This window comes from Malacoplasma iowae (assembly GCF_900660615.1).
Lineage (GTDB): Bacteria > Bacillota_I > Bacilli_A > Mycoplasmatales > Mycoplasmoidaceae > Malacoplasma > Malacoplasma iowae.
Genome location: NZ_LR215023.1, coordinates 119,874 through 134,352, shown reverse-complemented (window position 1 = coordinate 134,352; position 14,479 = coordinate 119,874). Strand labels below are relative to the sequence as shown.

The window sequence follows — 14,479 nt, the reverse complement described above, 5'->3', positions numbered from 1 at the left end:
TTACTTTCTTCTATTGAAATCGTTGTGATTTATATAATCATTTTCTGTGCTATTTCTTAATTCTTCATAATCGATGTTTTCGTATGAAAATTTTATCTCATTATCTTTTTCGCCAATTTGTTTAGCTATATTTTTTTCTTCTTTATGATTTTTTAGTTCTTGTTCATAAAATCAAGAAAAATCATCATTAGCGTTTGAGTCATCACTTTCTTTTTTTAGATCATCCATTTTAATATTTAGATCTACTAAATCTTTTTTTACATCTAATGGTTCATAGCTTTGATTTAGTTTACTTAAAATATCTTGGATTCTATTTTTAAAGAAGTCAGATTCTGGTTCATCATTTTGGTTTGCAAAAATTGGTTCAACTTTTGAAGCATCATCTTTATTAATTAGATTAAGTTTTTTAATTTCTTCTTTTACTAAATTAAGAGTCATTAATTTGATGTTTTCATAGATATCTTTATCTATTCCTTCAACACCATCAATAGATTTATTACCAATTAAGTGTTCACCACTAATAACATCTTGAATTTTGTTTTGTAAATCGATAATATTAGCTTTTTGATCACTAATTTTTTCCATAATTAAATCTATAGAATCTTCTTTATCTTTTCTGAACCCATCAACCTCTTCCACTTGTTTAATTACAAGCTTTTCTAAGTTTTCAAGAATTCTGTTGTTTTCAAGTAAAGTTTCATAATTCTTTAATATTTCTTCACCATGAAGAGATATTTTTTCATCTCTTTTTAATAATTCAGAGTAAACAGATTGTAAAGTTTCATTTTTGATATGTCTCATTTTATCTGAATTAACAACTTCAGAAACAACTCTGTTTTTTAAATTGTTGTCCACATATTCTTTAAGATCTTCTTCAAGTTTTCTATTTATAAATGAAATATCATCTTGGATAGTATTTAGCTTTTCATTAATTATAAAAATTAACTTGTCATTTATAATGTTTTCAATTTCTTCTGAAGAAGATATCATGTCATAAATTTCTTTTTCATCAAGACTAATATTATTTATCTTATGTTCTAGGTCAACAATTCTTTCATTTAGAGCAAAATTCTTTTGATACATATATTCTTTTGTATCATTGATTTTTTCTGTAACATCAGTTTTTAAAAGATTTACTAAATTATTAGCTTCTATTGAAATGATATTTCTTATTCTGTCAGATTCAGTAATTTGGTCGATGATTTGATTTTTATATAAATCAAAACCATTGTGAATGTTTTTCATTAAAACATTGTTTTGATCATTACTTAAAATATTATTTAATTTACTTTCTAAAGCAAAGTTAAATACTTCACTTGATAAAACAGTGTCAACAATTTTTTCTTGTTTAAGAATATTTTCTAAATGTAATAAATTTCTTTTGCTAAGTTCTGATTCAACTGTTTGAATAGAAATGTCTTTCATTTCTTCTCTTAGACTATTAAATTCTTGTTTAAGTTGTTCATCAATTAAAGAATTGTTTTTAGAAATTTTTTCATCTACTGAATCTAATAAACTATCCTTAAATTCTGATATGTTATCAATTTGTTTTGAGAAATTAGAAAATTGATGTTTTAAATCCTCATTTTGAATTAAAAGTTCATTGATATATTTTTCATTATCAATTGTTTTATTATGTAGTTCTTCAATATAAACTTCTCTATCAATTAATAATTCATCATTTTTACCATTTAATTCAATTAGTAGTTTTTCTAAATTGTTTAATAATGAATTGTTTTCTGTTCAAATCGAATAAATTTTATTAATTTCTAAATTTAAATTTTCAAACTTGTTTCTAAATAAATTCATTTCATTTTGAAGTTCATGAATATCAAGAGAATGCTTTTCACTTAAAGTACCATATTGTAATTCATTAATGTTATTTAAATGTTCAATATTATCTTTTAATACATCCAATTGTCTTGCAAGCTCTTCTTGTTTGCTTGCAAAATTTGATTGTTCATTTATTAATGAATTCAAAGATTCAAGTCTCTCATCATTGTTGCTAGTTTCAAATTCTTCACCAATACATTCATCTCATTTTATTTCTTCAACACCATCTAGTTTAGTTGAATGTTCTTCAACAAAAATTGGTTCACTGTAATTTTGACTGCTTTTCTTATTAAGAATTGAATCCATTTTTTCTAAAGCATTATTCATAAAGTTTTCAAAAGAAGAAAAAGTTTTTTCCAAATTTAGATTGTTTTGAATTAGAGTATTTTTTATGTCATTTAACTGATCATCATTTTGAGAAGAATCATTAGAAATGTTTGATGATTCTTGATCATCATTTACATCATATATATCTTTTTCAAAACCAAAATTTTTATAATTATTTAATTTATCTTCAATTTTAGATAATAAATAATTATTAGTATCTAAGTTTAAATTTAAGTTTTCTATATCTTTAGAATTGACTAATTCATTATCAGAATCTTTCATTTTTTTTGAAAGATCTTTAAGATTTTTCTTATTAATTAAATTTTTAGCTAAATATTGAGCTTCTTCTCTAATTAAAACATTAGTTTCAATTTCGCTATTATGATCACAAAACTGAACATCATCAATGAAATCAATAATATTTTCAGTTTCTCATTTTTTATTAGTTGACATATTAATACCTTTCTTGACAATTACTAATTAGATTCTTTATCTAAATAGTTTTTTAAACTTCTAATTTTTTTATAGAAAATTTCTATTTCTTTTTTTCTTCTTTCTAATTCATCTACATAAAATAAAATATTATAATTTAATAATTTTAATGTATTATCGTCATATTGATTAATTTTTTGTAATTCTAAATTATTGTCATTACTATTAGAATTTTTAGATTCATTTTTAAAAATAAACTTTTCTATATTTTTCAATCTTTTTTCGATTGTTAAAATATTTTCATCATTTTCTTTTTTGTTAGTAATTTGATTGTTAGTCAATTCGTTTTGTTCTTTGTTAATCGCTTCAAATGTTAATTTAATTTCATTAGCATAATCTTCGAAATTAGATCTAAGTTCTTTGAATTTTTCTTGAATCATATTTGATGTTTCATCAACAATTATTTTTTGGAATTTGTTAGTTTCTAAATTGTCAGATTCAAGTTCTATAAATTCATCTTTTTCTGGAGCTTCAAGTTTGCCAAGATAATCTAGTTTGTCTGACATTAAATTAATTAATTCATTTTTTTCTTCTACAAATGAATCTATTTGTAAACTTAAATTATCAATTAATTCTTCAATGTGTTCTAATCTGAATTCTTGTCCTAAGATTATTCTATCTTTGTCTAAAATTTCATTATTTGAATTTTGATATTTAGCTTCTAATTCTGATATTTCAGCTTGTGCTTTTTTCAGTTTGTTTGAATAATTTTGTAATTCAGATTTATACAATTCAATTTCATCATTATTTAATAATGCCATTTGTTTTTTTAAGGCATTAGATTGAGCAATGATTTCATTTTTTATTTCTTGTCTTCCTTCTTCAAACTTTTTAACTATTTGGTTAAATGAATCATTGTTTTCATTTAATCTTTCATCTAAATAGTTAACTAGATCTTCATTTACTTTAGCAAGTGATTTAAAAGAATTTGAAATCATGTCTTCAATAGAATTAATTTTGTTTTTTAATTCACCATCTAATAAATTATTATTTTGTTTTGCATCCAGTTTATTTTCTAATTGTTGGAAACGACTTTCAATTTTTGAAATTTCTTCACTTTGTGTCTTTTTAATTTCATCAATCATTTTATCAATAACTGTATTTGCTTTAGCTTCTAAAATAATTTCTAAATTATCGTTATCATTTATATTGAAATTAGCACTTAAATCTTTTTCAGTTTTAGAAAGTATTTTTTCTTTTTCTATTGAAAGATCAGATAAAATAGTATTATTTTTTTCTATTAAATCTTCAATCATTGAAATTTTCTTATTATTGATTTGAAGTATTTCTTTGAAATCATTTTCATTAACATAATTTTCTGAAATTACATTACTGTTTATTTTAGTTTTCAATAAAATCACATCATTTTCAATATTTAATAAATTGAATTTAAAAGCACTAATATCTTTTTGAATTTTAACAATTCCATCTTTATCTAAAGATTCAATATCTGTTTTTAAAATATTCAATAAATCTTTTTGGATGTTTGTTAATTTATCAAAAACAAAATCTAGATTATGAGCATCTTTAAAACTTTCCATTTTTACAAGATCTTTAAATGATGAATTATTTTTATGAATTTCAATATTGTCATGAACATATTTTGAAAGTTCATCAATTTTATCATTTACTTGAGCAAACTCATTTTGATGATTATTACTTAAAAAGAAATTTGAAATGTTATCAGGAGATTCTAAAATTCTCTTTAAGCATAAATTTATTTTTTCTTCAATTATTGATGATATGTTTTCAATTTCATCTGTAGTAAAGTCATTCTTTTTAAGACTACTATTTAGTTTTTTAATAACTTCATCTTTTTCTTGTACAAGAGAATTTATTTCTTGTTCTTGTAAATCTATTAAATCTACTAAGTTATCAAGTTTTTTATTTAATGATTCAAGTTTAGCAAGTTCTGCTTCATTCAATTGTTGTTCTTTTTTATGAAAGTGTTCTGAAATAATAAGTTTCAATTCTTCATAATTTCTTCTATCTTTGTCTAAACTTTTAATAAGTAATTCTTCATATTTATCAAAGTTATTAAGTAATTTAGAACTTAGATTATCAAATACTGTTTGATGTTGTTTTAATTCACTAACAATTGAATCTGTTGTATTTCCAATTTTAGAAATTTTTGTATCTATTTTTTCATATGAATTTTCTGCGGCTTCTTGAATATTAATTAGTGAATTGTTCAACATTTTTTCTATTTTGTTTAAACCTTCATTTAAAGCATTTGAATCTGAAGATCTATTTGCAAAATCTTGAATTCTTTCAACTATTTCATTTTTAAATAATTCATTTTTTGAATCTATATCTTTATAAAGATATTCTAATTTATCAAACTTTCTATCTATTAAATTAGTTAATTCATATAAAGAATTATTGTCTTTGCCATTACTATTTATTGAAGATAGAATAGATTCAAAACTTTCATTTATATTGTCTTTTATTTGTTCATAATTACTAATTAATTTATTTTCTAAATTATTAATATTGCTGTTTATGTTTTCTCTATCAGAATTTAGTTGTTCACCTAGTGACTTAATATTTATTTTTCTAAATTCTCTATTAAACGATTCTTCAAGATTATTAATTCTAACTTCAAAAGTTTGTGCAATATCTAATATGCTATCTCTAACATGATCTAAAGTTGCACTATTTAATATTTCTTTTCTATTTTCATGAATTAATTTTTCAATTGTTTCAAGTGCATCTTGTTTATCTGCTAATAAAGATTCAATCTCATCATTTTGTTTCAAAATAAGATAATCAAGTTCAACAAGCTTTCTATTGTTTTCAATAGCTCTTTGTTGGTTTAATCCACCATTTGTTAAAACATTATCTTCAACTTTCTTTAATAAAGAAATAATGTATTTTTTTTCATTTTCATTATTCATGACAATGTTACTAAAGAAGTTTTGGTGTTCAATTTTAGATTCCTCTTTTTCTATTTTTAAGGCTTCAATTAAATTTTCCATTCTTTCTAGTAATTGTCTTGATTCTTCTTGAGATTTTCTAATAATGTTTTCGTTGTTAGTGTTAATAGAATCAATAAATTCTTCTTTGTCTCTTTTTAAAGAAGTAACAATATCTTCAAAACTATTAACTAGTTGTTTGTGGTATTCTCTACCTTGCTCTGTTTGATGTTCATTGTTTCTGTTAATAACATTAATAACTTCATTAAACTTTTCTTCAAGTTCAACTATTTTTTGATCCATCACTTCACTTGTAGTAGTGTTTAAAATTCTTTCTATATTAGCAAAGTTATTTGTTTCTTTTACATCATCAACTTTTGTGATAATGTCATTAATTTTATTTTGAAGTTTTTCTATTCTTTCTTCATTATCTAAATTATTTTTAATTAACTCCATTTCAGAGTTAAAGTTGTTTCTAAGTTTTTCATAGTTATCAAGAAGTCTGTTTTCAATACTTTGAATGTTTCTAGATAATTCTGAAGAAATACTTGATTGAATGTTTAAATCTTCTAATTTAGCAGAGAAGGTTTTCTCTAAAGCATTAATTTTGTCTTCAAAATCATCAGATATAGTTCTTATAGAAGCTTCAATTCTATTAAATGTTTCTTCATTACGTGGTTTACCATTAAATTCATTTAATGTTTGTTCTAACTGCTCAATAGCTTTTTGTTTTTCATCAGGCAATAACTCAAACTCGTCATTTTGTTTAAGAATTAAATATTCTAATTGAGTTAGTTTTTTACTATTCTCAATTGATCTTAAAAACTCTTGTTCATTTTCAATGTCACGTTCATCTTCTAGTTTTTTAATTAATTTAAGAATTTGTTTCTTTTCGTTTTCGTTGCTACTAATTAAAGATGTAATTAATTCTTGATTTCTAATTTCAGATTCTTCTTTTTGGTTCTTTAAATAATCAAGGAAATTATCCATTCTTTCAATTATTGCTTTAGATTCTGTTTCAGTTTTGTTGAAAATCTTTTGATTGTTTAACGCAATAGATTCAACAAGTTCTTCTTTTTCTTTTCTTATTGATTCCAAAATTTCTTCAAAGTTATTAATTAATTTTTTAGTTTCTATTTTGTCTTCTGACATCATGTTTCTATTGTCTTCAGCAATAGATTTAATTAAATCATTAATTTTTGCTTCAAGTTCTATAATTTTTTTATCTAAAACTTCTGATGTTTTTGAATCTAAAATTCTTTCTATATTTGCATAATTATTTGAATCTTTAACATCATTCACAACAGAAAGAATGTCATTCATTTTGAATTTAAGTGATTCAACTAATTCACTATTATCTAAATTGTTTTGAATTTCTTCTATGCTGGCATTAAAACTATTTTTAATTGTTTCATAATTTTGCAATAATCTATTTTCTATATTTGCAATATTTTTAGACATCTCATCTGAAAGGTTAGAAGAATTCAAATTTAATCCATCTAATTTTTCAGCAAAGTTTTTTTCCAACTCACTAATTTTTTCATTAAACTCATCAGAAATTTGATATATAGATGCTTGTATGTTATCAATTAAATTAACATTGTCATGTTTAGAAGTTAAAACTTTTTCTAATGCATCTAAAGTTAATTCTTTTTCATTTAATAGTGATTCTAATTCATCATTTTGTCTCAATATTAAATATTCTAATTGAGTAAGTTTTTTACTGTTTTCAATTGCTCTTTGTGAATCTAATCCAGAACCTTCTTTTTCCAACTTATCAATTAATTTCATAATCTGTCTTTTTTCATTTTGGTTATTAGTTATAACAGCATTGATAAGACTTTCATATTCGTGTTTTGATTGTTCTTTTTCAGTTTTAAGGTCAGATAAGAACTTATTGAATTGATTTAAAATTAATTGTGATTCATGTTCTGTTCTTGATAATATTTTTTCATTGTTTATATTAACAGATTCAATAAGATCATTTTTTTCTTGTTTTAAAGTTTCAAGTATTTCTTCAAAATTAGAAATTAATTTTTTAGTTTCTTTTCTATCTTCAGCTATAGAGTTTTTGTTGTTTTCATTCATCATGTTTAAAACTTCATTGAATTTAGTTTCTAATTCAATAATTTTTTTATCTATAACTTCAGAAGTCTTTGTATCTAATATTCTTTCAATGTTAGCATAGTTGTTAGAGTCTTTAACATCAGTTACAACTGATAAAATATCATTCATTTTGAATTTCAAATCATCAGTAGTTGTAGTGTCATCTAGCTTGTTTTTTATTTCTTCTAGATTGATATTGAAATTAGTTTTAATATTTTCATAGTTTTGTAATAATCTATTTTCTACATTACCAATGTTTCTTGAAATCTCATCAGAAATATTAGCACTTAAATTTAGATCATCTAATTTAGTTGCTAAACTAGTTTCAAGATAATTTATTTTTGAATTAAAAGAATCTGCTATATCAACTATAGATTTTTGAATACTATCTAATGTTTCTTGAGTAATTGCTTTTTTCTGTTGACTATTTAAAATGTTTTCAATTTCATACAAAGCATCATTTTTTTCTCTCAACAAGTTTTCTATTTCATCATTTTGTCTCAAGATTAAGTGCTCAAGTTCTAATAATTTTTGTGAATTTTTAGCTTGCTTATTTTCCATTTCATAATCATTGCTTTTTTGTTCACTTTGTTTTTGAATTCTTTTTAATAAAGATAAAATATCTTTTTTCTCATTTAAATTGTTTTCAATTATTTTAGAAATAAAGTTTTTATTTTCTTCAGTAATTGATGTTTTTATTGTGTTAATTAATTTTTCAACATCAACATCATTTTTAGAAGTATTTTGGTTTTCTAAAATCTTACTATTTTTTTCATCTAAATCTTTTATTAATTTAGTAAGTTTGTTTTCAAGTGCTAAAAATTTTTCTTCAACCATATTATTAGTTGTTGTTCTAATAATTTGATCAAAGTTTTCTATATTATCATTATTTTTAAGATCATTAATAACATTGATTAGTGTATTAACTTTTGCTTCAAGATTTTCAAATTTATCATCATTGCTTTCGGGTTTAAATGTTTGCCCTAATGTATCAGAAAATTCTGGAGCTGTATGTCTAAAATTATCAATTTTTTTGTCTAAATATTTATTGAAAGAAACAAAATTAATAAATTCATTTTTTAAATTATTAATGTTGTCGCTAATAACATTTAAAACATTGTTTTTTAAAATGTTGAAATTTTCTAACTGGTAAGAGTTAGCTAAAACATCTTTTTGTTCATAGAACACTTTTTGAATTTGAGAGAAAAGTTTATTTTCAATTCCATCTAAATGTTCAAAAACATTGTGCAAAATTTTATCTGTTGATGAATAAGATAGTGCATTTTCAGACACAATTTTGTTTATAAAACTATTTTTTGATGATTGAATTTTTCTAATTTCATCAAGTGCGATTTCAAAAGCTTGTTCAATTTTTTCAATTGAAAGATTTTCTTTAGAACTTAAATTGTTTAAATTATTAAAATCAATTGTATTTATTAGCTCACCAGAAAATTCTTTTTCAACATATTGGGAAAATTTTTTCATTAGTTCTTTTGAAGAATATTTACCACTTTTAAAGTATTCTAAAAATTTGTTAAAAATGTTATCAAACTTGTTTTCATTATTTAAAGATTCAATTTTGTATGAAAGATAATTTTTAAGTAGTTTTATTTCATTTTCAAGAAATTGATTTTCTTGGTTAAGTGATGATAGTTTATTTTCTAAACTAACAACAGAAGGTTGATTTAATGTAATATCAAAATCAATATTGTTGTATTCTTCAACAATATTTTCAAGTTGTTCAGTTAATGAATCGATATTAATCTTATTTCTATTTATTGACATAAAAGCACTCCTTTGTTAGTTTATGTGATTTAAAATATCACTTAATTCTTGATTTTCATACAAGTCAATTTCTTTTTTTATTTTTTCAAGTTCTGTTAATACTACTTTTAATTTTAAATTTTTTATTAATTCATAATCATTTTTATTTTGTTGATTAGTAGAAGTTTTATATTTATTATTTTCAACATTTATATAGTTATTACCAATTTGTTTAATTTGATCCAACAATTTTTCTGATAACCCATTAATTTGTTCATTAATTTCTGATCTAAATTCATCCAATTTTTCATCAATATTTTTTTCAACTTTTTCATTACTAGAATTTTCACTATCTGGAATATTTATTTGACTGCTATTTTCAAATAGTGCATGAATATAATTTGAATCTTGAATAATAGGTTTTGTTCCATCTTTTTTTTCAACCATTTTTTGGTTATCAATATCAAGATCTACATCTGTTGTTTTGTCTCTTAAATATGTTATTTCAAAAAATAATTTATAAAGTGTTTTGTTTTTATCTATTAAAAGATTTATTAAATCTTTTACTCTAATTCAAGATGAAGCATTATAGAAACTTAAATCAACAGAAACACTCTTATCGTTTTCTAATAATTCAATGTAGTAATCTAAAAACTCAATTTCTTTTACGATTAAATTGTTTATAGATAAACAAACATCATAATAATTATTGAACTCTTGAACAACAATTGGATATAAAGTTAAATCAAACTTTGAACAATAATTTTTGATTTCAGATTCTGTTTTATTAATTGAAGACTGACATTCAAGTATCACTGCTTTTATTTTTGAAACAATTTTATATAAGTCTTCAGAATTCATAACTTGGTAACTGTTGACAGATAAACTAGTATTATCAAAAGCTTCAATGTTATCTAATTGGTTTTTTAAATTTTCTAAATTTATTTCTGAATTATGTGTATCATTATTTTCATCTTTTTTATTGAAACAATCATTCAATTCCCAATTAATTTTATTTAATGAATCATCAATGGAAACAAACATATTGTTGATGTCATTTGTAAATTCTAATATAAGCATTCTTTTTTGATTTAGCTGATCATCTAAATAAGAGTCATTATTATCTTTAATGTTTTCCTGTGTTTCAATTAATGGTAAATTTTCAGTATTATTATTTTCTAAGAAAATGTAATTATCTTCATTTGGAACATAATTTGAATTTGAACTAATAAAATCATTTCTATTTTTTTCTGGTTCATAGTTTTCTATAGTTAGCTCATTAATTTTGCCTTCAAGATAATTGATTAAATCATTTTTTTCAGAATCATATTCATCTAAAGTACTTTTTTGTATATTAAGTAAAGATTCAAGTTCATCAAGTTTATTTGTGTTTCTTGTCCATGCTTTAAATGATTCATTAAGCTCATTTTCTTTCAAACTATTTTCTTTTATTAAATTTTCTAGTCTATTTTTGTAACTAACATTTTCATGTAACAGATTATCAACTTGTGATCTTAAAATTAAGATTTCTTCTTTGAATTCATTTGTTTCTTCTTGACTCATAATTAGATCATTAATTTTTTCACCAAGTTCTTTAGCCATTGTATCCATTTTACTTATTACAAGATCAATGTTTTGTGAATTATCAACTACAATTTTTTGTTCGGTTGGATAATCATTTATTGCATTAAACTGATTTAAAGTTTTTTCAACTTCATTTTTTAGATCTTCATATTTTGTTTTGTTTAATTCTAAATCATTTAGTTTTTCTATATTTGCAAGTCTGTTGGCAATACTTTTTTGAAGAGCTGAAACTTTTTCTTGAATATCAACATTTTCATTAATTTTATTTATTAATTTTTCAGAGTTAAAATCACAATCTTTAGTATTTCTATGAACAAAAATTTTATCAATATCCAAAATATTTGAATTGTTTAATTCAAATAAAAGATTTTGATATCTTACTTTTAAATCTGCAAGACGATTTTCTATTCTTTCTCTGTTTGGTGCTTTATCTTCAAAAAGCATTTCAGGATATTGATTTTGCTTGTTCATATCTTTTAACTCCTTTTTGTTTATATTCCTTGGCTGTTTTGAACAGCTAAGTCAACTGTATTATTTTCTAAATTACTTAATTCAACATCTAGTTGAGTTAATAGTTTTTCAAAGTTTTTTAATCTCATGTTGCTTTCTATTAATTCAATTGGAACATCATCTGAAAAATTATTTTCTAGTCTGTGGCTTTCTAAATTTTCTTCTGTTTTATTTAGTTGATTTACTAAATTTAAGTAATTTTGTCTTAGCTCTTCTATTTCTTTTTCAAGATTGTTTTTTTCTTTGTTATCAGCATTTCTAATTTCTTTTACAAGTTCTTTTAATGTGTTAGTTAATTCATCATTATTGTTAATGATTGGTTTTTCTATCGGTTCTTCATTTGTTCAAATTGGTGGATAATCATCTTCCTTAACAATTTTTTCTTTACTAGGTTTTTTATAGCCATTTATAAGAACTGGTTGTTTAGTAATAATTGTTTTCTCAACAATTTTCATTTTGTTTTTATTTACATTATCTTCAATTGGTTCATCAAAATATCCGCCAGATACAAATGATTGAGCTACAGGTATATCATCTTTTTCTTCTTGTTTAGTTTCAACTTCATCATTATCAACATAATATGTTTCAACATATTCAATAGGTTCTGTATCAAAATTATCTAAAGAAATATTTTCATAATAAATATTTTCATCATATTCGTTATCTTCTATAGGCTGATAATAAATATCATTGCTGCTTGTTTTACCATTTAAAATTTGGTCAACTCTTTCATCAATTAATTTTTTAACTTCTATATCAGTTAATTGTTCTTTTTGTTTTCCTTCTTTTATTTTGTCGATTCCAGATATTTTTAATCTTCTCTCAAGTTCTAATATTAATTCATCTTTATCATTATTTAATCTTTCAAGTTCTTCAATGTTATGAGCAAGTAAGTTTTCAACTTCTCTCATTTTCTCATTGTTATAAGTGAACTTGTTTAATGAATTATCTAATTGATAATTAACGTTTTTATTTTCTTCTTTGATTTTAATATTTTCAGATTTTAAAAATCCTACTTGGTTTTGTAATAATTTAACTTCATTTTTAATTTCATTATATAAATTTGAATTTGTAACAATTTCTTCAATATCATTGTCTGTTAAATAATACTCATCAGATTCAATACTTTCTGTTGTGATGTTTAATTCTCTTATTTTGTCATCAATAGCTTTTTTTATTTTTTCTGATAAATTGTTTTCAAATCTATCTAATTTCATTTTAATTTCATCATCCATTAAGCTATTTTTATAATCATAATAACCTGTGCCTAATGCTTCATTTAAGTCATCAATAGTGTAAAGTGTTTTATCTTTATTTGTTTTGTAATCTCTAAATTCTGTTTCAAGATTTTTAATTTTTCTATCAAAAGAATCAACTTTGCTTTCAAGTGATGAAATTAAATCATTATTATCAAGTTTTTCAATTTCAGAAGTTAATAAATCTTTTGTGTCGTTAGGTGTTTGGTATTTTAAGAAACTTTGTTTTAAACTTTCCTCTATATCATTTAGTTCATTACGATATCTATTTAATAGTTCACTAACTTTACTATCTAAAACCTTACTTGCTTCTTTTTCAACCAATTCTTTTAATGATGTTGCTTCAACATCATCATCAAAGTCACTAACACCATAAGCAAATTCAAACATTTTTTTATTTTGTTCTATGTAATCTAACAATTCATTTTGATATGTTAATAAATCATTTTTTTCTTGGATTAATTTTTCTAATTCTTCTTGAACTAAAATTAACTTATCTTGAAGTGTATTAATGATTACAGATTTTTGTCCATCTAATTCATATAATTCAAAAGATTGTTTATCTAACAATTCTTGTAGATCTTCAAGCTTTTTATTATTATAAACTCATGCCCCATATGAATTATTTAATTCATTTTCTTTTTTAATAGAATCTTCTTTTAATGAATTAATTAAGTTTTGTTTTTCTTCATTTTCTTTTTTATACAATTTGTTTTCTGATTTCAAATCATTAAGTTCACTAGTTAGCGACTGAATATTTTTTTCTAACGAATTAACAATTGCATTTGTCATTGTTTCAAGATTTTTAACTTCAAGTGATTTTGAAAAATTATCAATTAAGTTCATTGTATTAACATTTGAATTTTCAACTTTTGAAATCATTGAATTAATTGCTATATCAAGTTGTTCAATTGCAGCAGTATTAATTTGATTTCCATTGCCATTTGCGTTTTCAAGTTTAGCTTGTTCTAATTGTTTGATTAAATTAGTGTTTGTGTCTCAAGCTAAAGCACTATCAGTTTTCATTTCTTCAATTTTGTTAGATAAATTTTTTTCAATTTCACTTAAACTATTCATTACATCAATGTTTTGTTGTTTAATGAATTCATCTCTAAGGTCATTCTCTACCAATTTATCTTTTAACGCTTCATTCTCATTAGCAATTTTTCTTATACTTGTTGAAAAATCTTCAAATCCAATTGAATCAAAACCACTTAATTCATATTCATTATTTTCAATTGCTTTATTAATTAAATCAAGTTCATTTCTTAAGTCTTTTATCTCATTAAGATTATCTTTACCAAAATTATTTTCAACTTCAGCATTATCAATTAGATCATGCTTTTGATCGCCTCTTTTTTCAGCTTCTTTTTCAAGACGACTAATTTTTTCTAGTAACTCTTTTTCTTTATTTTTTAGTTTTTCATTTTGTTCGTTTTCGATATTGATATAATAACGAGCAGCAATTTTTTCTAGTAATGTTGAAATTTGGCTTATACCATCATCAAGCACTTTCTGTTTATGTAAACAATGATCAATAAGTTTTTTATCATTAGAAGAAGACATTATTTTTTCAATTTTATTTGAGATAAGAAAATAGTTATTCTCAATCATTTGTTTAATTTGAATAACTCTATCTGCTATCTCTTTAAAATTAATTCTTTGGTTCGCAGCCATTGTCTCCTCCTATTA

4 protein-coding genes are annotated in these 14,479 nt (G+C 22.4%); all 4 read right to left on the bottom strand.

Features of this window, described 5'->3' with window-relative positions; translation table 4 throughout:
- Genes EXC57_RS00580 through EXC57_RS00565 form a run of 4 tightly spaced genes read right to left on the bottom strand, consistent with a single transcriptional unit; the run spans position 1 to position 14,464 of the window.
- On the bottom strand, positions 1-2,613 hold the full coding sequence (locus tag EXC57_RS00580) for a V-type ATP synthase subunit I domain-containing protein (RefSeq protein ID WP_004025184.1): 2,613 nt from the start codon (positions 2,611-2,613) through the stop codon (positions 1-3).
- A 23-nt stretch (positions 2,614-2,636) separates the two neighbouring features.
- The gene (locus EXC57_RS00575; protein WP_129692510.1) at positions 2,637-9,458 is read right to left on the bottom strand and encodes a hypothetical protein; all 6,822 of its coding nucleotides are present in this window, start codon (positions 9,456-9,458) and stop codon (positions 2,637-2,639) included.
- Between the two features lie 15 nt (positions 9,459-9,473).
- The gene (locus tag EXC57_RS00570; protein ID WP_004025187.1) at positions 9,474-11,492 is read right to left on the bottom strand and encodes a coiled-coil domain-containing protein; all 2,019 of its coding nucleotides are present in this window, start codon (positions 11,490-11,492) and stop codon (positions 9,474-9,476) included.
- A 20-nt stretch (positions 11,493-11,512) separates the two neighbouring features.
- Positions 11,513-14,464, bottom strand: coding sequence for a coiled-coil domain-containing protein (locus EXC57_RS00565; RefSeq protein ID WP_004025188.1), 2,952 nt, complete (start codon positions 14,462-14,464; stop codon positions 11,513-11,515).
- Positions 14,465-14,479 lie beyond the last annotated feature (15 nt).